The following is a 26977-nucleotide window of genomic DNA, read 5'->3' as shown; positions in this document are numbered from 1 at the left end:
CCGGGCCTTCGGTGCGCCGATCTCGGCACCGGGCAAGCGGGCATTGTAGCAGGCCGGTCAAGCTGCTCCGGCGACGGGGGACCTGCGCGGGCCGCCGCCGGGGTTGCGCGGGAAAACGGCCTACGCGGCCGCGCGCTCCAGCGCGTCGATGAACATCGCGGCGACGTCGAAGCCGGTCTGCTCCATGATCTCGCGGAAGCACGTCGGACTCGTGACGTTCACCTCGGTCAGCCAGTCGCCGATCGCATCGAGGCCGACCAGCAGCAGCCCGCGCGACGCGAGCACGGGCCCGAGCGTCCCGGCGATCTCGCGATCGCGGGCAGTCAGCGGCTGCGCGACGCCGAGCCCGCCCGCGGCGAGATTGCCGCGCACCTCGCTGCCCTGCGGAATCCGCGCGAGCGAATACGGCACGGGCTCGCCCGCGATCAGCAGGATCCGCTTGTCGCCGGCCTTGATCTCGGGAATGAACTTCTGAATCATCAGCGAGCGCGTGCCGTCGTGGCCGAGCATCTCGATGATCGCGCCGAGATTCATCCCGTCGGCCTTCACGCGGAACACGCCCATCCCGCCCATGCCGTCGAGCGGCTTCACGATCACGTCGCCGTGCTCGGCGTGGAACGCGCGCAACCGCGCGGCATCGCGCGTGACCAGCGTCGGCGCGACGAATTGCGGAAACTCGCCGATCGCCAGCTTCTCCGAATGGTCGCGGATCGACTGCGGCTTGTTGAACACCCGCGCGCCCGCGCGCTCGGCCAGTTCGAGCATCCACGTGGCCGTCACGTACTCCATGTCGAACGGCGGATCCTTGCGCATCAGCACCGCGCCGAACGACGTCATTTGACGGGATTCATGCGCGGCCGCCTCGTACCACGGATGACGATGCAGGTCGGCCGTATCGCCGACGATCGTCACGCGCTGCACGTCCGCCTCGACGCCCGACCCGGTCCACGCAAGCTGGTGCGGCTCGCACGTGTAGATCACGTGCCCGCGCCGCGCGGCCTCCGCCATCATCGCGTAGGTCGAATCCTTGTAGATCTTGAAGCGCTCGAGCGGGTCGGCGATAAAAAGAATGTCCATGCGGGTCCTGTACGTAGCGAAGGTCCGTTACACCTGGATGGCTTCGGGATCGGTCTTTTCCAGTTCGATCGACGACGCGATCAGCGACAGCCGCGCGACGACGCCGTACATGTAGAAACGGTTAGGCGGCGCGGCGCCCGGCTTGGCGCCGGCATCCGGCAGCGCGGTGTGCTCGAAGCCGAGCGGCACGTAGTGCATGCCGGGCGCGTTCAGGTTCTGGTCGCGCTCGCGGCCGCCGTGCGTGCGGTAGAAGCCGCCGACCACATAGCGGTCGATCATGTATACGACGGGCTCGGCCACTTCGTCGCCGACGCGCTCGAACGTATAGACGCCTTCCTGCACGATCACGTCGCGCACCGCGAGGCCGGCCTTCGACTCGGCCATCTGCGCGCGCTCGGCCTTCGACATGCGGCCGATCTCGGCCGCGTCGTGCACGGTCATCACGCCGCGCCCCGCCGTGCCCGCGTCGGCCTTCACGACGACGTACGGCTTTTCGCTGATCCCGTATTCGCGGTACTTGCGCGCGATCTTCTTCAGCACGCCGTCGATCGCGTCGGCGAGCGCCTGCTCGCCTTCATGCGCCTGCCAGTCGACACCCTCGACGTGCGCGAAATACGGATTCACCATCCACGGATCGACGCCGACCATCTTCGCGAACTTCTTCGCGACGTCGTCGTAGCACGAGAAGTGCGTCGACTTGCGGCGCACGGCCCAGCCCGCGTGCAGCGGCGGCAGCAGGTACTGCTCGTGCAGGTTTTCCAGCACGGCCGGGATACCGGCCGACAGGTCGTTGTTCAGCAGGATCGAGCACGGATCGAAATTCTTCAGGCCGAGGCGGCGCTGCGAACGCTCGAGCGGTTCGAGCACGATCTTCTGCCCGTCGGCCAGCGTGATCGGCGTCATGTCGGTGATGCTCGGGTCGAGCGAGCCGAAGCGCACGTTCAGGCCGGCCTGGCGCATGATCGTCGCGAGCCGCGCGACGTTTTCCAGGTAGAACGCGTTGCGGGTCGGCAGCTCGGGGATCACGAGCAGGTTCTTCGCGTCCGGGCAGATCTTCTCGATCGCGGCCATCGCGGCCTGCACGGCGAGCGGCAGCACTTCGGACGGCAGATTGTTGAACGCGCCGGGGAACAGGTTCGCGTCGACGGGCGCCAGCTTGAAGCCGGCGTTGCGCAGGTCCACCGAACAATAGAACGGCGGGGTATGTTCCTGCCATTCGAGCCTGAACCAGCGTTCGATCGCAGGCGTCGCGTCGAGGATCTTCCGCTCGAGTTCGAGCAGCGGACCGTTCAACGCGGTAACGAGGTGGGGAACCATGAATCACTCGCGAGCGGGAGAATGAAGATTGTAGAGCAATTGCCCTGTCCATTTGGGGATTGTTCCCGGCTTCGCAAGGGTTTGGAGGAAGTTTTCGGCTATTGACCCGATAGCGCGAAGGGTTATGCGCTACGGCAGCACGCGGTAGGAGAAAAAAAGCCCGCCGGGTGGGCGGGCCGAAGTCGCTGCGCTCATTCGTGGCGGGCGCCGTCTCCGCGGCGGCCCGCCGTGCATCCTTATGACTTATTCGACATGCTCGCCGTGCAGGATCACGTCGAGGCCTTCGCGCTCTTCCTCTTCGGACACGCGCAAGCCCATCGTCAGGTCGATCAGCTTCAGCAGCACGAAGCTCAGCACGCCGCTGTAGACCAGCGTAATCAGCACGCCCTTCGCCTGCAGCAGCAGGCTGCCGTCGAAGCCGCCGATGTCCTTGACCGCGAACACGCCCGTCAGCAGCGCGCCGAGAATCCCGCCCACGCCGTGCACGCCGAACGCGTCGAGCGAATCGTCGTAGCCGAGCTTCGACTTGAGCCACGTGGCCGACCAGAAGCAGATCACGCCCGCCGCGATGCCGATCACGAGCGCACCGGCGACGCCGACGAAGCCGGCAGCCGGCGTGATCGCCACGAGACCCGCGACCGCGCCCGACACGATACCGAGCACCGACGGCTTGCCCTTCGCGATCCATTCGGCAAACATCCAGCCGAGCGCCGCGCAGGCCGTCGCCACTTGCGTGGTCAGCATCGCGAAGCCGGCACGGCCATCAGCCGCGACCGCGGAGCCCGCGTTGAAGCCGAACCAGCCGACCCACAGCATCGAGCCGCCGATCATCGTCAGCACGAGGTTGTGCGGCGCCATCGATTCGCGACCGTAGCCGACGCGCTTGCCGAGCACCAGGCACGACACGAGGCCCGCGATACCGGCGTTGATGTGCACCACCGTGCCGCCCGCGAAGTCGAGCACGCCGTCGGCCGACAGCCAGCCGGTCGGCTCCCACACCATGTGCGCGATCGGCACATAGACGATCAGCGACCAGAGCGTCATGAACACAAGCATCGCCGAGAACTTCATCCGGTCGGCGAACGCACCGCAGATCAGCGCCGGCGTGATGATCGCGAACGTCATCTGGTAGACGAAGTAGACCGATTCCGGAATCGTCGTCGCCAGGTGGCTGACGGTCAGCGTCGTCGCCTTGTCGCCCTTGATGTAGTTCATCCCGTGCAGGAACACGCGCGACAGGCCGCCGATGAAGCCGTTGCCCGGCGTGAACGCGAGGCTGTAGCCGACCACCGTCCACAGCACCGTGATCACCGCGGTGATCGCGAAGCTTTGCATCACGGTCGCGAGCACGTTCTTCTTGCGGACCATGCCCGCGTAGAACAGCGCGAGGCCGGGGATCGTCATGAACAGCACGAGCGCGGTGGAGGTCAGCATCCACGCGGTGTCGCCGGCGCTGATCTTCGACGAATCGACGGAGAACGGCGCGGTCGGCGCGGCGGGTGCGGCCGGCGCCGACGCAGCGGCGGCGGCCGATGCGTCTGCGGCGCCCGAAGCCGGTGCGGCAGCGGCCGCTGCGGCGGATGCGTCAGGCGCGGCGCTTGCCGTCGAGGCGGGTGCCGCGGCAGCCGATGCGTCGGAAGCCGTTGCGGCGGGCGCGGACGCAGCCGCGGCGGACGCCGCGTCGTCGGCGAGCGCGGGGCCGACGCCGGCCGCGATCAGCGAGCCGGCCATCAGCAGGGACATCAGAAGTTTGCGCATCTTGGGTTTCCTCTTGTCGCTTGTCTTGTCTGTTCTGTTACAGCGCGTCAGCGCCCGTCTCCCCGGTGCGAATCCGGATCACTTGTTCGATCGGCGTCACGAAGATCTTGCCGTCGCCGATCTTGCCGGTGCGCGCGGCCCGCTCGATCGCCTCGACCGCCTGGTCGACGAGATCGTCGGACACGGCCGCCTCGATCTTCATCTTCGGCAGGAAATCGACCACGTATTCGGCGCCGCGATACAGCTCGGTATGCCCTTTCTGGCGCCCGAACCCTTTTACCTCCGTCACCGTGATACCCGAGACGCCGAGCGCCGACAGCGCTTCGCGCGTCTCATCGAGCTTGAACGGCTTGATGATTGCGGTAATGAGTTTCATGAAGTCCTCTCGCTGGGTTGTCCCGTCGAATTGGTTGGAATGTTGTAACGGACTCTTCTCAGCAACTCGCATGCCATGTTCGTCCGAGCGCCGTCTCGAAGGGCTCAGTAACGGGGTCGCATCCTGTGATGTAAGGTGCGGAAGCCCGGCCGAATGGCCAACATGGCCCGGTTTGCTGGCGCGGCGAAAGGATCGTTGCTAGAGTGCACGCACGTCCCGGCTCGCCGGGACATTCACCCATGCGGGCGCCATGCCCGGATTTCGCGCTCCGGGCGCACCATTTCCGGTCATGCGTGCATCATGGGCACGTACGCAACTGAAGATGCACAATTTTTGTGCAAGGAAGGGGAATCACATGAAGCAACCCAGCGACGTTTTCCACGATCTGCAGTCGCGCGTCAGCGACCTGCTGAAAAACTCGCCGGCCAAGGACGTCGAGCGCAACGTGAAGGCCATGCTGTCGCAAGGCTTCTCGAAGCTCGATCTCGTCACGCGCGAGGAATTCGACACGCAGGCGCAGGTGCTCGCCCGCACCCGCGTGCGCCTCGAGGAACTCGAAAAGCGCGTCGCGGAGCTCGAGCAGAAGCTCGCGGCACCGCAGGCCTGACGCCCGCCACCCGACCGCAAGGTCCGGGCGCGGGCCGCCTCGCGCGGCCCGCGCCTGCCGCCCCGAAGCCGTACCGCCGTTCTTCGTAGTCCGTTGTTCTTCGTAGTCCATCGTTCTTCGCAGCTCCCCGCTCTTCGCTGTTCATCGCTCTTCGCAGTCCGTCGTTCCGCAGTCCCTCGTTCTTTCCCCGCGCCACGCCGGCAAGCGCGCACCGATTCCTCCGATTCCCGCGGCATGCGGCCCCGAACGGCCGTCGCCCGTCTGTTTACAGGAGCCTCGCCATGTCGCTCGCCGTGGTGCGCAGTCGCGCGCCCGCATCCGGCCGCGCGCCGGACGTTACCGTCGAAGTCCATCTCGCCAACGGGTTGCCGTCGTTCTCGATCGTCGGCCTGCCCGATCTCGAAGTCCGTGAAAGCCGCGAGCGCGTCCGCGCCGCGCTGCAGAACTGCGGCTTCGAATTCCCCGTGCGCCGCATCACCGTCAACCTCGCGCCGGCCGATCTGCCGAAGGAGTCGGGCCGGTTCGATCTGCCGATCGCGCTCGGCATCCTCGCCGCGAACGGCCAGATTCCGGCCGACGCGCTGGCCGGCCGCGAATTCGCTGGCGAGCTGTCGCTGACCGGCGCGCTGCGGCCGATGCGCGGCGCGTTCGCGATGGCGTGCGGTGCGGCACGCGACCGGCGCGCGGGCGAAACCGGATCGGGCCTCGGTTCCGGCCCGGGCCCGGATTCGGTCGCCCTGTCCGGCTCCGCGGCAACGGCGCGTCCGCCCGAACTGTACCTGCCGCTCGACAGCGCGGCCGAGGCGGCGCTCGTGCCGGGCGTCACGGTATTCGGCGCGCCCGACCTGCCCGCGCTGTGCGCACACCTCGCCGATGCGCCCGACGGACGACTGATGCCGGTCGCGGCGCCCTGCCTCGACGGCCTGCCGGCGCCGGCCGCGCCCGACCTCGCGGACGTGATCGGCCAGCGCGGCGCCCGGCGCGCGCTGGAAGTCGCCGCCGCGGGCGGTCATCACATGCTGATGGTCGGCCCGCCGGGGGCAGGCAAGTCGATGCTGGCCGCGCGGCTGCCTGGCCTTCTGCCGCCGCTGACCGACGACGAGGCGCTGACGTCGGCCGCGCTCCTTTCCGCGAGCCGCCTCGGCTTCTCGCCCGCGCAATGGCGCCGGCGGCCGTTCCGCGCGCCGCATCACTCGTCGAGCGCCGCCGCGCTGGTCGGCGGCCGCAACCCGCCGCAGCCGGGCGAAATCACGCTCGCGCACCTCGGCGTGCTGTTCCTCGACGAACTGCCGGAATTCGACCGGCACGTGCTCGAGATGCTGCGCGAGCCGCTGGAAGCCGGCCGCATCACGATCTCGCGCGCGGCGCAGCAGGCCGACTTCCCGGCCGCGTGCCAGTTGATCGCCGCGATGAACCCGTGCCCGTGCGGCTGGCACGGCGATCCGTCCGGGCGCTGCCGCTGCACGCCGGACGTCGCCGCGCGCTACCTGCGCAAGCTGTCTGGGCCGCTCGTCGACCGCATCGACATCCAGATCGACCTGCCCGCGCTGTCGCCGGCCGAACTCGCGTCGCGCGCGTCGGCGCCCGGCGAACCGAGCGCCGCGGTGGCCGCGCGGGTTGCGCAGGCGCGCGCGCTGCAGCTCGGCCGGCAGGGCAAGACGAATCACATGCTGAGCGGCCGCGAGACCGACGACCTGTGCCGGCCGACCGACGAAGGCGAGCGGCTGCTGCGCGAAGCCGGCGAGCGCTTCGGCTGGTCGGCGCGCGCGTATTTTCGCGTGCTGAAGGTCGCGCGGACGATCGCCGACCTGGCCGGCGACCCGCTGCCGACGGCCGCGCAAATCGCCGAGGCGATCCGCTACCGGCGCGTGCTTACGTCGCTCTGAGCGCCCTCGGAGGACAAAATCCGGCTGTCAAGACTTGACTTATGCACAATTTCGCGAATCTGGCCCCGGATCATGGCTCGCCGGGGCCCGCTCATCGCAAAATTCGTATCCCTTTGTTTTTATTGATATTTCCCCAAACCCGGACGAGCGGCAAAACGGGCCGGAGGGCCGCCCGGTGCGGCTCAGCGGGAAATCCGGCCGACTTTTCAACAAAGTTATCCACATGCGCTGTGGATAGCCGAAAAAACCTCGCAAAATCCGGCGACTAGCGTCGAAAGCTGCGAATGAACTTTCAGTTGTCACGCAGTGTCTGAGCGCCCTCTCCGGTCGTCGTCAGTCGAGTTTGAACGAGCCGAAAAACTGGTCGAACTGCTCCTGGGCGAGCGGCCCGTCGGCGATCACGACAGCCTGGTACGCGTGCCGGCCGCGCGCGGCAAGCCGCGCGACGATCGTCTTGCGCGCGCGATCGCCGCCGGCGGCCGCGCCCGCGATGCGCAGCTCGAGCCCGTTCATCGCGCCGCCGGCCGCCAGCGGCACGGGCACCGAAGCCGTCTGCGGCGTACCTTCGAGATTGCGCGACAGCCCGGCGCGCAGGAACTCGAGCGCCGCGCGGCGCGTGTCGTCGCGGTCGTCGGGCAGCGTCAGCGTGCCGACCGCGAACACCGCGCCGTCGACGTGCGCGGCCTGCATCCGCATCGGCATCGACGTGCCGCCGATCGCAACCGGCTGCTCCTCGACGGTCGGCTTCGCCGGCAGGTCGATCGTGTAGCCGGCGTCGTTGTGGAGCGTGCGCCAGTCGTACGACGGCGAGCACGCGGCCAGCACGGCGCTCGCGCAGGCGAGCGCGGCGAAGTGTCGCAGCGGACGAAACAGGGGGCGCAACGAATCGAAGACTTCCTTCGGCATGGCGTGGATCGGGCAGGCAAAAAGGGCCATTATCCGCCGAACGTGAAAACCGGGATGCGTGGCCGCCGCCGGTGCGCGCACCGCATTCGCGCTAAAATGGGCGCCGAATTTCGACGTCCTTTGCATTGATCCGCGTCATCGACCGACTCCGAGAGCACCGCAGATGAACACCACGCCTCCCGCCCGCCGCAGCGCCGGCCCCGCCCGCTACATCGTCGCGGCCGTCGTCGTCGCGGCCATCGCCGTAGCCGGCTTCTTCGCGTTCAACGGCAAGTCCAGCGCGCCGGACGCGACGTTCACGCTGCTGTCGGGCCAGAAGGTCTCGACCTCCGGCGACCTGAAGGGCAAGGTCTATCTCGTGAACTTCTGGGCGACGAGCTGCGCGACCTGCATGCAGGAAATGCCGCAGATGGTCGATACCTATAACCGCTTCAAGGGTCAGGGGCTGGAATTCGTCGCGGTCGCGATGAACTACGATCCGCCGATGTACGTCGCGAACTATGCGCAGACGCGCCAGTTGCCGTTCAAGGTCGCACTCGACGACGGCAGCGTCGCGAAGCAGTTCGGCAACGTGCAGCTCACGCCGACGACCTTCGTCGTCGACAAAAACGGCAAGATCCTGAAGCGCTACGTCGGCGCCCCGCAGTTCGCGGAACTCGACGCGCTGCTCAAGAAGGCGCTCGACGGCAACGCGGCCTGAGCGCCGCCTGATCCGGATCGAAGGGCCGCGCGCAGCGCCCTTCCCCGCCAACGGACCGCACGACCGGCCAGCCCGGTTCCGCGGTCCGTTTGCTTTTCAGCGCTCGGTTTCGCCTTTCGCCGACAGCCCGTAGCGCTTCATCTTCTCGTACAGCGTCGCCTTGCCGACATGCAGCCGGTCGGCCGTCGCGGCGACCGCGCCGCCGGTCTGATTCAGCGCCTCGGCGATCACCGCGCGCTCGAACTGCTCGATGCGCTCCTTCAGCGTCTGCTCGTTGTCGGCAGCGTCGCCGCCCGCGCCCGCTTCCTGCGGCATGTCGGCCACGCCGAGCACGAAGCGGTCGGCCGCGTTGTGCAGCTCGCGCACGTTGCCGGGCCAGTCGCGCTGCATCAGGCTCGCGCGCTGCCGGTCGGTCAGCACGGGCGCGGGCCGCCCGTAGCGCACGGCCGCATCGAGCATGAAGTGCTCGAACAGCGGCACGATGTCCTCGCGGCGCTCGGCGAGCGGCGGCAGCGCGATCGTCACGACGTTGAGCCGGTACAGCAGGTCGCGCCGAAACGTACCGGCCGCGACGAGTTCGCTCATGTCGCCCTTCGCGGCCGCGACGACGCGGCAGTTCACGCGGATCGGCTGGTTCGAGCCGAGCCGCTCCAGCACGCCGTCCTGCAGCACCCGCAGCAGCTTCACCTGCAGCGCGAGCGGCATGCTTTCGATTTCGTCGAGGAACAGCGTGCCGCCGGACGCGTATTCGAGCTTGCCGACGCGCCGCTTCGCGGCGCCGGTGAACGCGCCGGGCTCGTAGCCGAACATCTCCGACTCGAACATCGGCTCGGGCAGCGCGCCGCAATTCACCGCGATGAACGGCTTGTCGCGGCGCGGCGACAGCTCGTGCAGGCTGCGCGCGATCAGTTCCTTGCCGGCGCCGGTGTCGCCGTTGATCAGCACCGACGCATCGGTCGGCGCGACGTTCGCGATCAGCTTGCGCACCTGCTCGATCGCGGGGCTGCGGCCGATGATGCGCGGCGCGACGACGTTCTGCCCGGCCAGCTCGCGCCGCAGCGCATGGTTCTCGAGCACGAGCTCGCGCCGCTCGAGCGCGCGGCGCACCGTCTCGATCAGGCGCTCGGCCGCGAACGGCTTTTCGATGAAGTCGTACGCGCCGTCGCGCATCGCCTGCACGGCCATCGAGATGTCGCCGTGCCCGGTGACGAGGATCACGGGCACGTCGGGCACGCGCTCGCGGCACTGCGCGAGCACGTCGAGCCCGCTTGCGCCGGGCAGCCGGATGTCGCTGACGATCGCGCCCGCGGTGTCCGCGACGATCGCCTTCTCGGCCGCTTCGGCCGACTCGAAGCCGGCGACGTCGAAGCCCGCCAGCTGAAGGCTCTGCACGCTCGCCCGGCGAACGAGCGCATCGTCTTCGATATAGATCACTTGCAGCCGGTTGGCCATCGTACTCACTTGCTCCTGACGGGCCGCGCGGCAGTGTTGCGCGCGCGGCGGCGTTGATGCCGGTCGTTCGCCGACCGGGCCTAGTGCGAGCCCGCCGGCTCGGACACGGAGTCCGGATGATGCGTGCGCGCGCGCCGCAGCGTCAAGACGAACAGCGCGCCGCCCGACGGCGCGTTGCGCGCGGTCAGCGCACCGCCCGCGTCGCTCGCGATCGACGACGAGATCGCGAGGCCGAGCCCGAGCCCGCGCCCCATTTCCTTGGTCGTGAAGAACGGCTCGAACAGGCGCGGCAACAGGTCGGGCGCGATGCCGGGGCCGTTGTCGCGCACCTCGACCGCGAGCGTCGCGGCCGACACCGCGATCGTCACTTCGATCGCGGGCGCCGCGATGCCCGCGACCGCGTCGAGTGCGTTGCCGAGCAGGTTGATCAGCACCTGCTCGAGGCGCAGGTCCTCGCAACGTGCGACAAGCTCGGGGTAGTCGCGCGCCAGATCGAGCGGCACGCCGTGCGCGGGCGATACGGTCGCGTCCTGCAGCGTCAGCGTGAGTGCGACGCCGCGCAGGCGATCGCCGAGCAGCGACAGTACGCTGCGCAGCGCACGCACGACGAGCGCCCGCTCGTTGCGCGGCTTCGCACGGCCGACGAACAGCTTCAACTGGTTCGTGATCTTGCCCATCCGCTCGGTGAGCGCGGCGATCGCCTCGAGGTTCTCGCGCGCGGCCGCCTGCTCGCCGCGATCGAGCAGCACGCGCGTGTTGTCCGAGAAGCTGCGCAGCGCCGCGAGCGGCTGGTTCAGTTCATGCGTGATGCCGGCCGCCATCTGGCCGAGCGCGGCCAGCTTGCTCGCCTGGATCAGTTCGTCGTGCGCGGCGCGCAGCTCCTGCTCCGCGCGGATCCGGTCGCCGACTTCCTTCTGCAACTGCTCGTTCGCTTCCGACAGGTCGGCCGTGCGCTCCTCGACGCGCCGGTTCAGCTCCGCATACGCCTGCTGCAACAGCGCGCGGCCGCGGATCATTTCGCGCACGCGCGCGCGGCGCATCCGCCAGTAGAACGCGAGCAGCGCGACCGACACGAAACCGAAGCCCGTGACGATCGTCGCGTTGCGCGCATCGGCGTCGATCGGCGCGATCGGCGCGAGCGTGACGAGCAGCCAGTCGGGCTCGCCGATCCGCCGCTTGCTGGCCAGGAAGCGCGGCGCGCGCAGGCCCGCGCCGAGGCGCACGATCTCCGCATCGGCGCCGAGCGTCTGCTCGATGCGCAGCGGCAGCGGTGTGACGGGCTGCTGCGCGTACTGGCGCGTCTCGTAGATCGACGCGGCGACGGGCCCCGTCAACGGCCGCAGCGTGTGGTATTTCCACGCGGGCACCGACGACAGGAACACGACGCCGTGATCGTCCGCGACGACGAGCGGCTCGGACGCGTCAGCGCCCTGGAACCATTCGAGATTGAGCTTCACGACCACGACGCCCGCGATCTTGCCGTCGCGCCATACGGGCTGCGAGATGTAGTAGCCGGGATCGCGCGAGATCGTGCCGATCCCGAAGAAGCGGCCGACCCGGCCGTTCATCGCGTCGAGGAAGTAGGGGCGGAAACGGTATTCGATCCCGACGAAGCTGTCGGGCGCGCGCCAGTTGCTGGCGGCGACGCACAGGCCGTCCGCGCCGATCACGTAGGTGACGGTCGCGTGCGCGTGTTCGTTGAGATCTTCGAGATAGCGGTTGACGCGTGCGGTGTAGTCGCCGCGCTTCGGCTCGGCGAGCAGGTCCTGCACATACGGATGGCTGCCGAGCAGATAGGGCAGCGATTCGTAGCGGTCGAGCGTGCTCTTGAGCGCGTTGGTGGTGCGGTCGACGCGCACCGCGGCGTTGCGCTGCAACTCGGCGACGCCGCGTTGCCAGGTAATCGTCCACGTCAGCGCGCACGCCGCGACGAGCGCGGCGGCAAGCACGACGAGGATGAGCAGGCGGCGCTTCACGGTCGAGGCTTCCTGGCGATGCGGATCGCCTATTGTGTCATAGGCCTCCCTGTCAACGCCTCGGCCGCCGCGTGCCGCGCCGCCGGCGGGCGGTGCCGCCGCCTGCTCCTTCACGACGTCAGACGCCGGCCGTCTCGGTCGCCGAGACTTCGCCGCCGCCCTTCAGCGCCTGGCGCAGCTTGTTGCGGTCGAGCTCCTTCTCCCAGGCGGACACGACGACCGTCGCGACGCCGTTGCCGACGATGTTGGTCAGCGCGCGGCATTCGCTCATGAAGCGGTCGATGCCGAGGATCAGCACCATGCCCGACAGCGGGATCGTCGGCACGACGGCCAGCGTCGCGGCGAGCGTGATGAAGCCCGCGCCCGTCACGCCGCTCGCGCCCTTCGACGTCAGCATCGCAACCGCCAGCAGCGTGAGCTGCTGCATCCACGTCAGTTCGATGTTGGTCGCCTGCGCGATGAACAGCACGGCCATCGTCATGTAGATGTTGGTGCCGTCGAGGTTGAACGAATAGCCGGTCGGCACGACGAGGCCGACGACCGAACGCGAGCAGCCGGCCTTCTCGAGCTTTTCCATCAACTGCGGCAGCGCGGCTTCCGACGAGCTCGTGCCGAGCACGATCAGCAGCTCTTCCTTGATGTAGGACACGAAGCGGATGATCGAGAAGCCCGTGAAGCGCGCGATCGCGCCGAGCACGACGAGCACGAACACGACCGACGTCAGGTAGAACGTGCCGATCAGCTTGAGCAGCGGCACCAGCGAGCCGACGCCGTACTTGCCGATCGTGAACGCCATCGCGCCGAACGCGCCGATCGGTGCCAGCTTCGTGACGATGTGCACGATGCCGAACAGCACGCGCGTGAGCCCGTCGATGAAGTCGGTGACGACCTTGCCGCGCTCGCCGAGGTGCGCGAGCACGCTACCGAACAGCAGCGCGATCAGCAGGATCTGCAGGATTTCGCCCTGCGCGAACGCATCGACCATCGTGTTCGGGATGATGTGCATCAGGAAGTCGACCGTCGACTGCCCGTGCGCCTTCGCCGCGTACGACGCGACGGCCTTGCCGTCGAGCGTCGCCGGGTCGATGTTGAAGCCGACGCCCGGACGCAGGATGTGCGTGGCCGCGAGGCCGAGCAGCAGCGCGAAGGTCGACACGACCTCGAAGTACAGCAGCGCCTTGCCGCCGACGCGGCCGACCTTCTTCATGTCCTCCATGCCGGCGATGCCGGTGACGACCGTACAGAAGATGATCGGACCGATCACCATCTTGATCAGCTTGATGAACCCGTCGCCGAGCGGTTTCATGTCGGTGGCGAGCGCCGGGTAGTAGTGGCCGAGGATCACGCCGACGATGATGGCGAAGATCACCTGCACATAGAGCACTTTGTAGAAGGGTTTCTTCTTCACGATGGTTCCTGCTGAAGTAGATGAGCCGGTGGATACGGCGTCACGCGCGCAGGCGAATGTCAGGGGAAGAGCATTCGCCCGCGCGGCTGCCGTGCCGCAACAAGCGATGCCTCACGACATCCGGAGGGGGAGGAAGGCAGTGGTCATCGATTGTCTCCTGTCGACCCGAGTTAGCGCTTCAGCGCTTACTTGGGTCCCATGCAACGCTTGGTTTAATAGTCAGGCCGAGTGGGCGGCCGTGCGTTTTATATCGCAAGGTCGATGCCAGGTTTCCGTAACCCCTCAAACCATTGTTTTCATTGTATTTCTCATAATGCGGCAGGCAAGGAAATCCGGGATTCCGGATTTCCGGAAAATATCCGTCCGGCGATCCGGACGGATTGGCACTTTGATCAGACGAATCAGTGCTGCACGGCCTCGCCGGCCAGCAGGCCGGTTTGCGCGTAGAACTCCTGCTGCGCGAACGCGTCGCGCTCGCGTCGCGCGCGCTCGCTGCGATCCGCGAGCGAGCCGACGACGATCCCGATGAACGCGAGCGGCACCGACACGAGCGCCGGGTTGTCGAGGAACACCGGCGCGTGCGCGTGGTGCAGCACGTCGACCCACACCGACTTCGACAGCACCGTGAGCACCACCGCCGACGCGAGGCCGAGGCCGCCGCCGAGCACCGCGCCGCGCGTCGTCATCCCGCGCCAGAAGATCGACATCGCAAGCACCGGGAAATTCGCGCTCGCGGCCACCGCCGCGACGAGCCCGACCATGAACGCGACGTTCACATGCTCGAACAGGATCGACAGCCCGATCGCGACGGCCGACAGCACGATCGTCGCCGCGCGCGAGATGCGCATCTCCAGGCGCTCGTCGGGCTTGCCGCGCGCCCACATCTGCGCATACAGGTCGTGCGAGATCGTCGTCGCGCCGGCGAGCGTCAGGCCCGCGACCACCGCGAGGATCGTCGCGAACGTGACGGCCGCGATAAAACCGTAGAACCAGTTCCCGCCGACCGCCTGCGCGAGCTTCACCGCGACCATGTTCGAGCCGCCGAGCAGGTCGTGCGTGAGGTTGAACGTGCCGTTCGCGCCGAGCTTGAAGAACTCGGGATGCTGCGCGAGCAGCACGATCGCCGAGAAGCCGATCACGAAGGTCAGCAGGTAGAAGTAGCCGATGAAGCCGGTCGCGTAGAGCACCGACTTGCGCGCCTCCTTCGCGTTCGGCACCGTGAAGAAGCGCATCAGGATGTGCGGGAAGCCGGCCGTGCCGAACATCAGCGCGATGCCGAGCGACAGCGCGTTGGCCGGATCGCGGATCAGTTTGCCGGGCCCCATGATGCCGAGCGCGCCCGGATGCACGGCCACCGCGCGGCGGAACATCTCGTCGACGCTGAAGCCGAATTCGCCGAGCGCGAGCAACACGAGCAGCGTCGCGCCGCACAGCAGCAGCACGGCCTTGATCACCTGCACCCAGGTGGTCGCGGTCATCCCGCCGAAGAACACGTAGACGACCATCAGCACGCCGACGATCAGCTCCGCCGTGCCGTACGACAGCCCGAACAGCAGCTGGATCAGCTTGCCCGCGCCGACCATCTGCACGACGAGGTACAGCACGACGATCGTCAGCGCGTTCGCGGAGGTCAGCAGCCGGATCGGCCGCTGCGCGAAGCGGTACGCGACGACGTCGACGAACGTGAACTTGCCGAGGTTGCGCAGCGGCTCGGCGATCAGGAACATCACGAACGGCCAGCCGACCAGAAAGCCGATTGAATAGATGAGCCCGTCGAAGCCGAACATGAACACCATGCCGGACAGCCCGAGGAACGACGCGGCCGACATGTAGTCGCCCGCGATCGCGAGGCCGTTCTGCAGCCCGGTGATGCCGCCGCCGGCCGTGTAGAAGTCGCGTGTCGAGCGCGTGCGGCGCGCGGCCCAGCGCGTGAGCGCGAGCGTCGCGAACACGAACGCGAAGAACATCCCGATCGCGACCGGGTTCAGCTCGACCTTGTCGGGCATCGGGCCCGCGACCGATACCGCATGGGCGGCGGAGGAAACGAGAATGGCAAGCGCGCCGAGCGCGATCGATGTGCGTCGCATGTCGGCCTCCGTCAGGAACGCTGCAGGATCGCGTCGACCCGGCGGTCGAACGCACGATTCGCGCGCAGCACGTAGCACGCGGTCAGGCCGATCGCGACCAGGATGATCGCGACGCCCACGGCGATCCCGACCGTCGTCGTCGCGCCGCGATACAGCGGCGCCGCGAGCACGTGCGGCGCGAGCGCGACGAGCAGGATGAAGCCGTAGTAGGTCGCGATCATCAGCGCCGTCAGCGTGAAGCTGAAGCGGCGCCGCGCACGCACGAGTTGCTGGTAGTCGCGGCGCGCCGTGACCGATTCGATGACGGAAAGCTCCATGGTGTCTCCTATGTGGACCGGAGTTGGCGCTTTGGCGCCTTACTCCGGTCCCATGCTTCGCGGTCGACCGGATTTGGCGCTTGAACGCCGCCCCCAGTCCCCGCAGGGCCCCTCGTCGTTTCGCGAGGGTTGTCTTGTGAATGGCCGGCGCGTCAATCGATCCGCCCGCGCCGCGGCGGTAAAAAACGCGTTACACGATGCGATCCGCACGCAGCCGCGCAACCTCATCGGACGACATCCCGAGCCAGCCGCCGAGCACCGCGTCCGTATCCGCGCCCAGCACCGGCGGCGCGCCGCGCACCGGCAGCCGTGCGCCGTCGAAACGATACGGTGGCGCGAGCACGTCGACACCGCCCGCGACCGGATGCGGCTGCCGCGTGACGAGCCCCGCGCTGGTCGCGCGCTCGGACCTCAGCGCTTCGTGCAACCCAAGCACTTCACCGCACGGAATGCCCGCGTCGGCGAGCGCCGCAAGCAGCGTCGCGCGCGACCGGCGCGCGAGTTCGCGGCGAAGCTCGGGCAGCAGGTCCGCGCGGTTTTCCGAGCGGCCGAGATTGGTCTTGTAGCGCGCGTCAGCCGCGAGGTCGGGCCGCTCGATCACCTCGCAGAAGCGCGCGAACTGCGTGTTGTTGCCGACGGTGATCACGAGCGGGCCGTCGGCCGCGTCGAACACGCCATACGGCACGATCGACGGATGCGCGTTGCCGTAGCGCGGCGGGTCCTCGCCCATCAGCAGCGCATCGAGCCCGTAGTACGCGGTGATCATCAGCCCGCAGTCGAACAGCGCCATCTCGATGCGCCGCCCGCGCCCGGTTGCATGACGCTCGTACAGCGCGGCGAGGATCGCCTGCGCCGAATACATGCCGGTGAACAGGTCGACCGCCGCGACGCCGAACTTCAGCGGCGGCTGGCCGGCCTCGCCGTTCAGCGCCATCAGCCCTGCCTCGCCCTGCACGACGAGGTCGTAACCGGGCCGCGCGGCCTCGGCGCCCGAACGGTCGTAGCCGGAAATCGCGCAGTGCACGAGGCGCGGGTTCAGTTCGGCCAGCGCGTCATAGCCGAGGCCGAGCTTTTCCGCGCCGCCGAACTTGAAGTTGTGGACCAGCACGTCGGCCTGCGCGGCCAGCTCGCGCGCGACGCGCTGCCCTTCTTCGGTCTGCAGGTCCACGCAGATCGAACGCTTGCTGCGATTCACGCTGTTGAAGTAAGTCGTCTCGGTATCGCCGATCCGCAGCCCCCAGTCGCGCGTATCGTCACCGCGCGCCGGATGCTCGACCTTGATCACTTCCGCGCCGAAGTCGGCGAGCACCATCGCGCACCACGGGCCCGCGAGCACGCGCGAGAAATCGAGCACCTTCACGCCGGCCAGCGGCAATGCGCGCGGTTCGTTCGTCATCCTTGTCTCCTCCATTCGCGCTGCGCGCTTTTACTGTTTGGACAACGCGATGTAGCGCGCGAGATGGTGATCCTCGTCGCCGAGCTGGTGATCGATCATCACGAGGCGCTTCGCGTAATGCGACAGCGGCAGCTCCCACGTCATCCCGATCCCGCCGTGCAACTGAATGCTCTCCTCGGCGACGAGCGTGCCGATCCGGCCGATGCTGTATTTCGCTGCCGCGAGCGCGCGTTCGCGCACCGCGCGCGGCGCATCGAGCTGCGCGGCCGCGTTGATCACGGCCGAGCGCGCCTGCTCGACTTCGAGCAGCAGGTCGGCCATCCGGTGCTGCAGCGCCTGGAAACTGCCGATCGGCAAACCGAACTGCTTGCGCGTGCGCAAGTAGTCGAGCGTGTGTTCCTTCGCGACGTCCATCGCGCCGAGCGCTTCCGCCGACAGCGCGAGCAGCCCGTAGCCGAGCACGCGTTCGAGCAGCGCAGCGCCCGCTTCGCCGTCGCGCTCGACGTCCGGATCGCCGAGCGCGGCATCGACCGGCAGTGCAACGCGATCGAAGCGCACCTCGGCCGCGCGGCCGCCGTCGATCTTCCGGTAATCGCGCAGCGATACGCCCGGCGCATCGGCCGGCACGACGAACAGGCCGATGCCGGCCGCATCGTCGTCGTGGCCGGACACGCGCGCGCTGACGACGAAGAACGCCGCCTGCGCGGCCTGGTCGACGACGCCCTTCGCGCCCGTCAGCACCCAGCCGTCGCCCGAGCGTTCGGCGCGCGTGCGCACGGTCGTCAGTTCGTAGTGCGAGCCCGGCTCGTCGTGCGCGAACGCGGCGCTCGCGCTGCCGTCGATCAGCGCCGCGAGCTTGTCGCGATGCGCATCGCCGCCGGCGAGCGACAGCGCGCGGCCAGCCAGCAGCGCGCCGAGGAACGGCTCGACGACGAGCCCGCGCCCGAGGCATTCGAACACCACCGCGATATCGAAGCCCGCGCCGCCGAAGCCGCCGTCGGCTTCGGCAAACAGCGCGCCGACCGTGCCGAGCTCGGCAAAGCGCTGCCACATCGCGCGATCGAAGCCTTCGGCCGACTGCGCGATGCGATCGCGCACCGGGAACGCGTACTGTTCGGCGATGAAGCGGTTCAACGTGTCCGCCAGCATCCGGCGGTCTTCTGTGTGCTGGAAATCCATCGTCGCGCTCCTCGTTACAGCCCGAGCATCATCTTCGCGATGATGTTCTTCTGGATCTCGTTCGAGCCGCCGAAGATCGACAGCTTCCGGTTGTTGAAGTACTGCTGCGCGGCGCTCGCGGCATCGTCCGGGCCGACCGGTTCGCCGTCGTAGTCCGCATCGAGCGCTTCGTCGACGAACGGCTGCGCGTACGGCCCCATCGCGCGCCGCATCAGCGACGCGATCTCCTGGCGGATCTGCGTGCCGCGGATCTTCAGCATCGAGCTTTCCGCGCCCGGCGCGCCGCCGCCCGCGACCGCGGCCAGCACGCGCAGGTTGGTCGTGCGCATGTTCTCGAGCTCGATCTCGACGCGCGCGACGCGCGCCGCGAAGAACGGATCGTCCGCGAGCGGCCTGCCGTTCTTCGTCACCTTCGCGGCCACCGCGCGCAGCCGATCGAGCGCGGCCGTCGAGAAGCCGATCCCGGCGATGTTGGTGCGCTCGTACGTGAGCAGGAATTTCGCGTAGGTCCAGCCGCGGTTCTCTTCGCCGACGAGGTTTTCCGCCGGCACGCGCACGTCGGTGAAGAACACCTCGTTCACCTCGTGCTCGCCGTCGAGCGTGATGATCGGACGCACGTCGACGCCCGGCGTGTTCATGTCGATCAGCAGGAAGCTGATGCCCTCCTGCTTGCGCACGTCGGTCGCGGTGCGCACGAGGCAGAAGATCATGTTCGCGTAGTGGCCGAGCGTGGTCCACGTCTTCTGCCCGTTCACGATGTAGTGCTCGCCCTGCGCGTCGATTCCGCGCACCGCGCTCGTCTTCACCGCCGCGAGATCGGAACCGGCGCCCGGCTCCGAGTAACCCTGGCACCACCAGTCGGTGCCGTCGAGGATGCGCGGCAGCCAGTGGCGCTTTTGCGCCTCGCTGCCGTACTTGATCAACACCGGGCCGAGCATGTTCACGCCGAACGGCACGATGCGCGGCGCACCGGCGAGCGCGCATTCGTTGTCGAACAGGAACTTCTGCGCGACGCTCCAGCCGGGGCCGCCGTATTCGCGCGGCCAGTGGCTCGCGAGCCAGCCGCGCGCGTTGAGTGTCGCGTGCCATTCGCGCATGTCGTCGCGCGTGAGGTGCAGGCCGCCCTTCACCTTGCGCGCGATGCGCTCGGGCAGTTCCGCTTGCAGGAAGCGCTGCACTTCCGTGCGGAAGGCTTCCTCTTCGGGAGTGAAATTGAGGTCCATCTTCGGTCCGTTGCGAATGCGGTTGGCGTTCAGTCGATGCGGTTCAGGCTCGCGAAATCCGCGCCACGCGCGACGAGTTCGACGATCAGCGGCGACGGCTTCCAGAACAGCGGATCCTCCTTCGCGAACGCGCGGATATCGGCGAGCACGTTCGCGAGGCCGAGCGTGTCCGCGTAGTGCATCGGTCCGCCGCGATAACGCGGGAAGCCGTAGCCGTACAGGAACACCGCGTCGACATCGAGCGGGCGCAGCGCGATCTTTTCGTGCACGACGTTCGCGCCTTCGTTGATCATCGCGGCGAGGTAGCGGCGCAGGATTTCGTCGTCGGTGAACGTGCGCGGCGCGACGCCCTTCTTCGCGCGTTCTGCCGCGACGATCGCTTCGACTTCCGGGTCCGGCGTGCCGACGCGCGCGCCGTCCGGATACAGGTAGTAGCCGCGCGACGTCTTCTGCCCGAACCAGCCGCGCTCGCACAGCCGGTCGGAAATCTCCACGTAGCGCGCGCGCGGATCGCGCGTCGCCGCGCGGCGCTTGCGGGTCGCCCAGCCGATGTCGCCGCCCGCGAGATCGACCACCTGGAACGGCCCCATCGGGAAGCCGAATTCGCGCACTGCGCGATCGATCTGGTACGGCGACGCGCCGTCTTCCATCAGGTAGTCGGCCGCCGTGCGATAGACGGCGAGGATCCGGTTGCCGATGAAGCCGTCGCATACGCCTGCGCGCACCGGCGTCTTCTTCAACTGCTTGGCAAGCGCGAACGCGGTCGCGACGACGTCCGCGCTGACGCGCGCCGGCACGACGATCTCGAGCAGCTTCATCACGTTGGCCGGCGAGAAGAAATGCAGGCCGATCACGTCGGCCGGCCGGTCGATGCTCGCGGCCAGCTCGTCGATGTCGAGATACGACGTGTTGGTCGCGAGCACCGCGCCCGGCTTGCAGACGCGCGCGAGTTCGGCGAACACGGCCTTCTTCACGGCCATGTCCTCGAACACGGCCTCGATCACGACATCGGCCTGCGCGAGCGCGTCGTACGACGTGCTGCCCTTGAAGCGCGCGAGCCGCGCCGCGTGCGCGGCCGGCGTCATCCGCCCTTTCGCGACGAGGCCGTCGTACACCTTCTCGACGTGCGCGCGGCCGCGCGCGAGCGACGCTTCGTCGCGTTCGATCATCGTCACCGGCAGCCCGGCGTCGAGCGCCGCGACCGCGATGCCCGCGCCCATCGTGCCGCCGCCGACCACGCCGATCCGCTCGACCGGCCGCGCGCTCGCACGCCGCGCCTCGGGCGCCTTCGCGGCTTCGCGTTCCGCGAAGAACGCATGCACGAGGCCCGCGCGCTGCGGGCTGTCGATGCACTGCAGGAACAGGCTGCGTTCGAACGTCATCCCCGCGTCGAACGACTGCGTGAGCGCGGCCTCGACCGCTTCGACGATCTTCGCCGGCGAGAACAGCCCGCGCGACTTCTTCGGCAGTTCCGCGCGCGCCGCGTCGATCGCGGCCTGCGCGGCCGCGCGATCGGCGAGCCCCTGCGCATCGCGCGTGCGGCGCACCGGCGCGCCGAGCGACACGAGTTCCTGCGCATAGGCAAGGCCTTCGGCGAGCGTGTCGTCGCTGTGCGCGACGCGATCGACGAGGCCGAGCGCGAGCGCTTCGTCCGCGCTCGCGTGGCGGCCCGTCAGCATCAGGTCGAGCGCGGCCTTTGCGCCGATCAGGCGCGGCGTACGCTGCGTGCCGCCCGCGCCGGGCAGCAGGCCGAGCGTGACTTCGGGCAGCCCGAGCTTCGCGCCGGGCACCGCGAGCCGGTAATGCGCGGCCAGCGCGACTTCGAGGCCGCCGCCGAGCGTCGCACCGTGCAGCGCGACCACGACCGGCTTCGCGCTGGACTCGATCCGCTCGCACACATCCGGCAGCGACGGCGGCACGGGCGGCTTGCCGAATTCGCGAATGTCGGCGCCCGCGATGAAGTTGCGGCCGGCGCCGACGATCAGCACCGCGCGGATCGCGTCGTCGGCCTGCGCGGCGTCGAGCGCGTCGGCGAGGCCGCGCCGCACGTCGGCCGACAGCGCGTTGACGGGCGGATGGTCGATCGTGACGACGAGCACCTTGTCGCGCCGCTCGCGCGTGACCGTGCCGGCTTGGGGTGTTGCAGATGAATTCATGGTGTCTCCTGTCCTGTCATATGCACCAGACATGCACCGATTCTCGATTGATCGAGATTCATTGACAATTCCCTCTCGCCTTTACAAGCTGTCAAGTCTGACTTGACACTGAATGCTTTCCAATCGTTAAACGGGACGGATCAGGAGCGAACGCATGGACCTGAACGCGCTGACGCTGCTCGTCGAGATCCTCGACGCCGGCAATCTCAGCAAGGCCGCGCAGCGGCTCAAGATGAGCCGCGCGAACGTCAGCTACCGGCTGAACCAGCTCGAGCGCTCGATCGGCCAGCAGCTCGTGCGGCGCACGACGCGGCGCATCGAGCCGACCGAGATCGGGCTGAAGCTGTACGAGCACGGCCGGCGCATCCGCAACGAGCTGCTCGCCGCGGAGGAATCGGTGACGACGCTCGGCCAGGACCTGCAGGGGCGCGTGCGGCTGTCGGTGCCGAGCGGCTACGGGCAGATGGTGATGTCCGAATGGCTGCTCGCGTTCAAGCGGCTGCATCCGGGCATCGTGCTCGACGTCGTATTCGAGAACCGCGTGGAAGACCTGATGCGCGACGAGATCGACATCGCGGTGCGCGTGATGCCCGAGCCGCCGCAGAACCTCGTCGCGCGCGACATGGGCGCGGTGCGCTACGTCGCGTGCGCGTCGGCTGCGTTCGCGGCCGCGCACGGGATGCCCGCGAGCCTCGGCGCGCTGGCCGCCGCGCCGGTCGTCACCGCGACGGTGATGGGCCGCCAGCTCAGGATCGCCGCGTATCTCGGCGACGAGCGGCACGAGGTGCTGCTCGAGCCCACGCTGATTTCGGAGAACTTCCTGTTCCTGCGCCAGGCGATCCTCGCGGGGATCGGCGTCGGCATCGTGCCCGACTACGTGATGCAGGACGACATGCGGCGCGGCGCCGTCGTCACGTCGCTCGACGCATACCGGCTCAGCATCTTCGGCACGCACATGTACATGCTCTACATGCCGAACCGGCACCACACGCGCGCGACGTCGACGTTCATAGAGTTCATCCTCGAACAGGCCGGAAAGGCCGGCCGGGGCGGGCCCGGCGCGATGCGTCAGGGTTTCCTGTCGGATGACAATCCGCCGGCCTCGCGGCGACAATAGCGCGCCGGGGCGCGCAGCCCCGTTGCGCCCGCACCATCGCTTCATTCGAATTCACTGCTGCCGAGGGTTCAATGTTCGACCGGATTCGTCCGCATTCGCGTCCCTGGACGCTGCTCGCCGCCGTCGCGTTCGTCGCGTTCAACGCCGGCTGCACGTCCCCGTCAACGCCGTCGGGCGCCGTCGTCCCGGTGGCCGCCGCGTCGGGCGCAGCCGTGCCGCTGCCCGGCTTCCATGCGCCCGAGCTGTCGTCCGGCTGGGTCGACAAGCCGGGCTGGACTTCGCAGCACAGCATGATCGCGGCCGCGAACCCGCTCGCGACGCAGGCCGGCTACGAGATGCTGAAGGCCGGCGGCACCGCGATCGACGCCGCGATCGCGACGCAGATGGTGCTCGCGCTCGTCGAGCCGCAATCGTCGGGGATCGGCGGCGGCGCGTTCATGCTGTACTTCGACGGCAAGGCGACGCAGGCGTACGACGGCCGCGAAACCGCGCCGGCCGCCGCGACCGACCGCCTGTTCTACGGGCCGACCGGCCAGCCGATGGGCTTCTACGAAGGCGTCGTCGGCGGGCGCTCGGTCGGCACGCCGGGCGTGCTGCGCATGCTCGACGCCGCGCACCGCGCGCACGGCAAGCTGCCGTGGCGCCGGCTGTTCCAGCCCGCGATCCGGCTCGCCGAGCACGGTTTCACGATCAGCCCGCGGCTCGCGACACTGATCGCGAACGACAAGTACCTGAAGAACGACCCGGCCGCGCGTGCGTACTTCTACAACCCGGACGGCACGCCGAAGGCGGCCGGCACGGTGCTGAAGAACCCCGCGCTCGCGACCGTGCTGCGCCAGGTCGCCGACCGCGGCGCGAACGCGTTCTACATCGGCGCGATCGCGCGCGACATCGTCACCAAGGTCCGCAAGCACCCGACCAATCCGGGCCTGCTGTCGCTCCAGGATCTCGCACGCTACAAGGCGAAGGTGCGCACGCCGCTGTGCGCCGACTACCGGCGCTCGGTCGTCTGCGGGATGCCGCCGCCGTCGTCGGGCGGCCTCGCGATCGCGCAGATGCTCGGCATCCTCGAAGCGATGCCCGACTGGCAGCAGATCGGCGCGCAGAAGCCGGTGCGCAACGACGTCGGCTACGAGCCGACGCCGTTCGCCGCGCACCTGTTCAGCGAAGCCGGGCGCCTCGCGTATGCGGACCGTGCGCGCTATGTCGCCGATCCCGATTTCGTGCCGCTGCCGGGCGGCAACTGGGCAAGCCTCACCGACAGGACCTACCTCGCGCAGCGCGCGCAGCTGATCGGCGACAGCAGCATGGGCGTCGTGCAGGCCGGCGCGCCGCAGGGCGCGACGCTCGCGATGGCCGACGATCGCAGCCCCGAATTGCCGTCGACGTCCGACATCGCGATCGTCGACCGCTACGGGCAGGCACTGTCGATGACGACGAGCATCGAGGATGCGTTCGGTTCGCGGCTGATGGTGCGCGGCTTCATGCTGAACAACCAGCTCACCGATTTCTCGTTCGTGTCGAACGACAACGGCCGGCCGGTCGCGAACCGCGTGCAGCCCGGCAAGCGGCCGCGTTCGGCGATGTCGCCGGAGCTCGTGTTCGACAAGAAGACGAAGCAGGTGACGATGGTCGTCGGCTCGGCCGGCGGCCCCGCGATCATCAATCACGTCGCGAAGACGCTGGTCGGCGTGCTCGACTGGGGCATGACGATGCAGCAGGCGATCGCGCTGCCGAACTTCGGGTCGATGAACGGGCCGACCCAGCTCGAGCGCGGCCGCGTGTCGGACGCGCTCGCCGACGGCCTGAAGGGCCGCGGGCACGACGTGCAGGTCGTCGAGATGAATTCTGGGCTGCAGGGGATCCAGCGGCTGAACGTGCAGGGGCAGACCGTGTGGTTCGGCGGCGCGGACCCACGGCGCGAAGGGGTTGCGATGGGGGATTGACGGACGCCCCCCGTCCGCGGCAGCGCGCGTGAGCCGTCACGCGCCGCTCCTTGCATCACACATACCGACGACCGATTATCCGTGGCCGCCCATCGAATCGCGGCCACGGCCCCCGCCAGCCTCCCCCCATACGATTTGTCCCATTAGCGACGTCATCATTTTCGTAACTGTCTGATCGACGGCGCATTCGACGAACCGTATATTGCCCCGGTTCAAGGCCATCCGATACGGACATGTCTTCACCGACGGCGGTACATCGTACCTGCTCCGTTCGGTGAGTCGCACGTGCATCGTCCGGCCGTCTGACATACGACATCAATCAATCAGGACTACGATTCATATGACAAGCGTCATCGCCATTCGCTCCGGTATTCCGTGCGCACGCTCGCGCGCTTCGATCAAGCCGAAGCGCACACCTGCCGCCAGACTCACGGCATTCGCTCTCGCGCTCGCCGCGCTCGCACCGTGCTACGGCCATGCCGACACCAACCTGGTCATTATCGGCGGTATCGGCGGCGATCCGATCGCGGCCGGCGCCGGCTCGATTGCGATCGGACCGGGCGCGAAAGCGCTTGGCGAAACCGGCGCCGACAACTCGGCGATCGCGATCGGCTCGAGAGCCGTTGCCGACGGCCGAGCGACCGTCGCCGTCGGCGAAAACGCGAACGTCTACGGCGACCGCTCGAGCGCGTTCGGCGTATCGTCGAACGTCAATGCGAACCGCGGCCTCGCGCTCGGCGCCGACACGAAGGTCAGCGCGCACGGCGCGGTCGCACTCGGCCAGGGCAGCGTCGCCGACCGCACGAACACCGTGTCGATCGGCAACACCGGCAACGAGCGCCAGCTCGTCAACCTGCGGGCCGGCACGCGCGACACCGACGCAACCAACCTGTCGCAGCTCAAGCCCGTCGTCGACGCGCTCGGCGGCGATGCCGCCGTCAACGCGGACGGCACCGTGCGCGGCCCGAGCTACGAGATCGACGGCAAATCCTTCAGCAATGTCGGCGGCGCACTGACGAATCTCGACGGGCGCGTCAACTCGCTCCGCGTCGACGTCGACGATCTCGGCACGCGGCTCGACAACGGCACGACCGGCCTGGTCCGGCAGGACCCGGCGAGCCTCGCGATCTCGATCGGCGCCGACAAGGGCGGCACGTCGGTCAGCGTCGCCGGCGCGAACGGCACGCGCGCACTGACCGGGCTGTCGAACGGCACCGGCGATACCGACGCCGTGACGGTCGCGCAGCTCAAGGCGACCGGCCTGATCGACCCGAATGGCAAGCCGCTCGGCGCGATCGTGTACGACGACCTGACGCTCGGCAGCGCGACGCTCGGCGGCGTCGGCGGCACCTTGCTCGACAACGTCAAGGGCGGCGCAATTGCAGCGGGCAGCATGCAGGCCATCAACGGCGGGCAACTCTTTGCGATGGAGCAGAAATTCCAGAGCAGCGTCGATTCACTGAATTCTCGCGTGACGAATGTCGAGCAGAACGGCACCGGCGCCAAACCGTGGACGGGCGAGCATGGCAACCAGCTGGCCCAGCTCGGCGACGGCTCCGGAGCGACCGGATCGGATTCGATGGCGCTCGGCCAGAACTCGAACGCATCCGGCAATGGCGGCGTCGCGCTCGGGAACAATGCGACGGCATCGGGCAATAATTCGGTCGCGCTCGGCGCGAACTCCGTCGCCGATCGCGACGACTCGGTCTCCGTCGGCTCGCCCGGCCACGAACGGCAGATCACCAACGTCAAGGCCGGCACCGCGCCGACCGATGCCGTGAACGTGCAGCAGTTGAACGACCAGATCGGCAGCGTTCGATCCGACATCGATCACTACCGGCGCGACGCAAGCGGCGGCATCGCGTCCGCCGTCGCGATCGCGAACCTGCCGCAGGCATCGCTGGCGGGCGAAAGCATGGTATCGATTGCCGGCGGCACGTACAGCGGTCAGTCGGCCGTCGCGTTCGGCCTGTCGACCGCGACCCGCAACGGTCGCTGGGTCGTCAAGGCGTCCGGGTCGACCAATACACGAGGCACCGTGGCAGTCGGCGCCGGCGCAGGCTATCGCTGGTAAGCCGTCGCGGCATTGCCGA

20 protein-coding genes are annotated in these 26977 nt (G+C 68.4%); 6 read left to right on the top strand and 14 right to left on the bottom strand.

What is annotated here, in order from left to right:
- Window positions 1–120: 120 nt before the first annotated feature.
- The 4 genes from gshB to KVT39_RS29315 all read right to left on the bottom strand — a co-directional run bounded on the left by gshB (window position 121) and on the right by KVT39_RS29315 (window position 4528).
- Window positions 121–1077: a glutathione synthase gene (gshB, locus tag KVT39_RS29330; RefSeq protein ID WP_034179122.1), complete on the bottom strand. Its 957-nt coding sequence runs from the start codon at window positions 1075–1077 to the stop codon at window positions 121–123.
- 27 nt (window positions 1078–1104) lie between these two features.
- Window positions 1105–2394: a glutamate--cysteine ligase gene (gene gshA / locus KVT39_RS29325; RefSeq protein ID WP_034179123.1), complete on the bottom strand. Its 1290-nt coding sequence runs from the start codon at window positions 2392–2394 to the stop codon at window positions 1105–1107.
- A 243-nt stretch (window positions 2395–2637) separates the two neighbouring features.
- Window positions 2638–4152: an ammonium transporter gene (locus KVT39_RS29320; RefSeq protein WP_217590791.1), complete on the bottom strand. Its 1515-nt coding sequence runs from the start codon at window positions 4150–4152 to the stop codon at window positions 2638–2640.
- 37 nt (window positions 4153–4189) lie between these two features.
- Complete coding sequence (locus KVT39_RS29315; protein ID WP_006398175.1) at window positions 4190–4528, bottom strand: P-II family nitrogen regulator; 339 nt, start codon at window positions 4526–4528, stop codon at window positions 4190–4192.
- Window positions 4529–4883: 355 nt separating this feature from the next.
- Here KVT39_RS29315 and KVT39_RS29310 point away from each other — a divergent pair, with 355 nt between their 5' ends.
- Both KVT39_RS29310 and KVT39_RS29305 read left to right on the top strand, forming a co-directional pair.
- Window positions 4884–5135 (top strand): accessory factor UbiK family protein, encoded by a 252-nt coding sequence (locus tag KVT39_RS29310; protein ID WP_034179125.1) that lies wholly within the window; start codon window positions 4884–4886, stop codon window positions 5133–5135.
- Window positions 5136–5416: 281 nt separating this feature from the next.
- Window positions 5417–7021 (top strand): YifB family Mg chelatase-like AAA ATPase, encoded by a 1605-nt coding sequence (locus KVT39_RS29305; RefSeq protein ID WP_105389621.1) that lies wholly within the window; start codon window positions 5417–5419, stop codon window positions 7019–7021.
- A gap of 333 nt (window positions 7022–7354) precedes the next feature.
- On the opposite strand, the gene KVT39_RS29300 is transcribed toward KVT39_RS29305, so the two are convergent.
- On the bottom strand, window positions 7355–7927 hold the full coding sequence (locus KVT39_RS29300) for a hypothetical protein (protein WP_034179127.1): 573 nt from the start codon (window positions 7925–7927) through the stop codon (window positions 7355–7357).
- A 163-nt stretch (window positions 7928–8090) separates the two neighbouring features.
- Here KVT39_RS29300 and KVT39_RS29295 point away from each other — a divergent pair, with 163 nt between their 5' ends.
- Window positions 8091–8627 (top strand): peroxiredoxin, encoded by a 537-nt coding sequence (locus KVT39_RS29295; RefSeq protein WP_034179128.1) that lies wholly within the window; start codon window positions 8091–8093, stop codon window positions 8625–8627.
- Window positions 8628–8723: 96 nt separating this feature from the next.
- Here KVT39_RS29295 and KVT39_RS29290 read toward each other — a convergent pair whose 3' ends face one another.
- The 9 genes from KVT39_RS29290 to KVT39_RS29250 all read right to left on the bottom strand — a co-directional run bounded on the left by KVT39_RS29290 (window position 8724) and on the right by KVT39_RS29250 (window position 21821).
- A complete protein-coding gene (locus tag KVT39_RS29290) occupies window positions 8724–10079 on the bottom strand; it encodes a sigma-54 dependent transcriptional regulator (RefSeq protein ID WP_175919592.1) in 1356 nt (451 codons plus the stop codon).
- Between the two features lie 80 nt (window positions 10080–10159).
- Window positions 10160–12169: an ATP-binding protein gene (locus tag KVT39_RS29285; RefSeq protein ID WP_034179130.1), complete on the bottom strand. Its 2010-nt coding sequence runs from the start codon at window positions 12167–12169 to the stop codon at window positions 10160–10162.
- Window positions 12170–12173: 4 nt separating this feature from the next.
- On the bottom strand, window positions 12174–13463 hold the full coding sequence (locus KVT39_RS29280; protein WP_034179131.1) for a dicarboxylate/amino acid:cation symporter: 1290 nt from the start codon (window positions 13461–13463) through the stop codon (window positions 12174–12176).
- A 401-nt stretch (window positions 13464–13864) separates the two neighbouring features.
- Window positions 13865–15550, bottom strand: coding sequence for a cation acetate symporter (locus KVT39_RS29275; RefSeq protein ID WP_217590790.1), 1686 nt, complete (start codon window positions 15548–15550; stop codon window positions 13865–13867).
- Window positions 15551–15561: 11 nt separating this feature from the next.
- Complete coding sequence (locus KVT39_RS29270; RefSeq protein ID WP_059233105.1) at window positions 15562–15867, bottom strand: DUF485 domain-containing protein; 306 nt, start codon at window positions 15865–15867, stop codon at window positions 15562–15564.
- A gap of 190 nt (window positions 15868–16057) precedes the next feature.
- Window positions 16058–17263, bottom strand: a complete 1206-nt coding sequence (locus KVT39_RS29265) for a CaiB/BaiF CoA-transferase family protein (protein WP_217590789.1) — start codon at window positions 17261–17263, stop codon at window positions 16058–16060.
- Between the two features lie 30 nt (window positions 17264–17293).
- Window positions 17294–18442 carry an acyl-CoA dehydrogenase family protein gene (locus tag KVT39_RS29260; protein WP_175748959.1) on the bottom strand — a complete coding sequence of 383 codons (1149 nt, stop codon included), beginning with the start codon at window positions 18440–18442 and terminating at the stop codon, window positions 17294–17296.
- A 14-nt stretch (window positions 18443–18456) separates the two neighbouring features.
- On the bottom strand, window positions 18457–19665 hold the full coding sequence (locus tag KVT39_RS29255) for an acyl-CoA dehydrogenase family protein (RefSeq protein WP_217590788.1): 1209 nt from the start codon (window positions 19663–19665) through the stop codon (window positions 18457–18459).
- A gap of 29 nt (window positions 19666–19694) precedes the next feature.
- Window positions 19695–21821 (bottom strand): 3-hydroxyacyl-CoA dehydrogenase NAD-binding domain-containing protein, encoded by a 2127-nt coding sequence (locus KVT39_RS29250; protein WP_217590787.1) that lies wholly within the window; start codon window positions 21819–21821, stop codon window positions 19695–19697.
- Window positions 21822–21975: 154 nt separating this feature from the next.
- On the opposite strand from KVT39_RS29250, the gene KVT39_RS29245 reads away from it, so the two are divergent.
- From KVT39_RS29245 to KVT39_RS29235, 3 genes are all read left to right on the top strand, one after another.
- A complete protein-coding gene (locus tag KVT39_RS29245) occupies window positions 21976–22938 on the top strand; it encodes a LysR family transcriptional regulator (protein WP_034179137.1) in 963 nt (320 codons plus the stop codon).
- 71 nt (window positions 22939–23009) lie between these two features.
- Window positions 23010–24884 (top strand): gamma-glutamyltransferase, encoded by a 1875-nt coding sequence (gene ggt, locus KVT39_RS29240; protein ID WP_217590786.1) that lies wholly within the window; start codon window positions 23010–23012, stop codon window positions 24882–24884.
- 340 nt (window positions 24885–25224) lie between these two features.
- Window positions 25225–26958 carry a YadA family autotransporter adhesin gene (locus KVT39_RS29235; RefSeq protein WP_217590785.1) on the top strand — a complete coding sequence of 578 codons (1734 nt, stop codon included), beginning with the start codon at window positions 25225–25227 and terminating at the stop codon, window positions 26956–26958.
- The last annotated feature ends 19 nt before the right edge of the window (window positions 26959–26977 follow it).

Origin of the sequence: Burkholderia sp. GbtcB21, assembly GCF_019091065.1 — a bacterium.
GTDB lineage: Bacteria > Pseudomonadota > Gammaproteobacteria > Burkholderiales > Burkholderiaceae > Burkholderia > Burkholderia pyrrocinia_C.
The sequence above is the reverse complement of the archived record's forward strand: the minus strand, read 5'-3'. Positions and strand labels throughout refer to the sequence as shown.

Excerpts from the sequence above, each read along its gene's own strand:
- gshB (WP_034179122.1), bottom strand. The coding sequence starts at position 1,077 with ATGGACATTCTTTTTATCGCCGACCCGCTCGAGCGCTTCAAGATCTAC.
- gshA (WP_034179123.1), bottom strand. The coding sequence starts at position 2,394 with ATGGTTCCCCACCTCGTTACCGCGTTGAACGGTCCGCTGCTCGAACTC.
- KVT39_RS29320 (WP_217590791.1), bottom strand. The coding sequence starts at position 4,152 with ATGCGCAAACTTCTGATGTCCCTGCTGATGGCCGGCTCGCTGATCGCG.
- KVT39_RS29315 (WP_006398175.1), bottom strand. The coding sequence starts at position 4,528 with ATGAAACTCATTACCGCAATCATCAAGCCGTTCAAGCTCGATGAGACG.
- KVT39_RS29310 (WP_034179125.1), top strand. The coding sequence starts at position 4,884 with ATGAAGCAACCCAGCGACGTTTTCCACGATCTGCAGTCGCGCGTCAGC.
- KVT39_RS29305 (WP_105389621.1), top strand. The coding sequence starts at position 5,417 with ATGTCGCTCGCCGTGGTGCGCAGTCGCGCGCCCGCATCCGGCCGCGCG.
- KVT39_RS29300 (WP_034179127.1), bottom strand. The coding sequence starts at position 7,927 with ATGCCGAAGGAAGTCTTCGATTCGTTGCGCCCCCTGTTTCGTCCGCTG.
- KVT39_RS29295 (WP_034179128.1), top strand. The coding sequence starts at position 8,091 with ATGAACACCACGCCTCCCGCCCGCCGCAGCGCCGGCCCCGCCCGCTAC.
- KVT39_RS29290 (WP_175919592.1), bottom strand. The coding sequence starts at position 10,079 with ATGGCCAACCGGCTGCAAGTGATCTATATCGAAGACGATGCGCTCGTT.
- KVT39_RS29275 (WP_217590790.1), bottom strand. The coding sequence starts at position 15,550 with ATGCGACGCACATCGATCGCGCTCGGCGCGCTTGCCATTCTCGTTTCC.
- KVT39_RS29270 (WP_059233105.1), bottom strand. The coding sequence starts at position 15,867 with ATGGAGCTTTCCGTCATCGAATCGGTCACGGCGCGCCGCGACTACCAG.
- KVT39_RS29265 (WP_217590789.1), bottom strand. The coding sequence starts at position 17,263 with ATGACGAACGAACCGCGCGCATTGCCGCTGGCCGGCGTGAAGGTGCTC.
- KVT39_RS29260 (WP_175748959.1), bottom strand. The coding sequence starts at position 18,442 with ATGGATTTCCAGCACACAGAAGACCGCCGGATGCTGGCGGACACGTTG.
- KVT39_RS29255 (WP_217590788.1), bottom strand. The coding sequence starts at position 19,665 with ATGGACCTCAATTTCACTCCCGAAGAGGAAGCCTTCCGCACGGAAGTG.
- KVT39_RS29250 (WP_217590787.1), bottom strand. The coding sequence starts at position 21,821 with ATGAATTCATCTGCAACACCCCAAGCCGGCACGGTCACGCGCGAGCGG.
- KVT39_RS29245 (WP_034179137.1), top strand. The coding sequence starts at position 21,976 with ATGGACCTGAACGCGCTGACGCTGCTCGTCGAGATCCTCGACGCCGGC.
- ggt (WP_217590786.1), top strand. The coding sequence starts at position 23,010 with ATGTTCGACCGGATTCGTCCGCATTCGCGTCCCTGGACGCTGCTCGCC.
- KVT39_RS29235 (WP_217590785.1), top strand. The coding sequence starts at position 25,225 with ATGACAAGCGTCATCGCCATTCGCTCCGGTATTCCGTGCGCACGCTCG.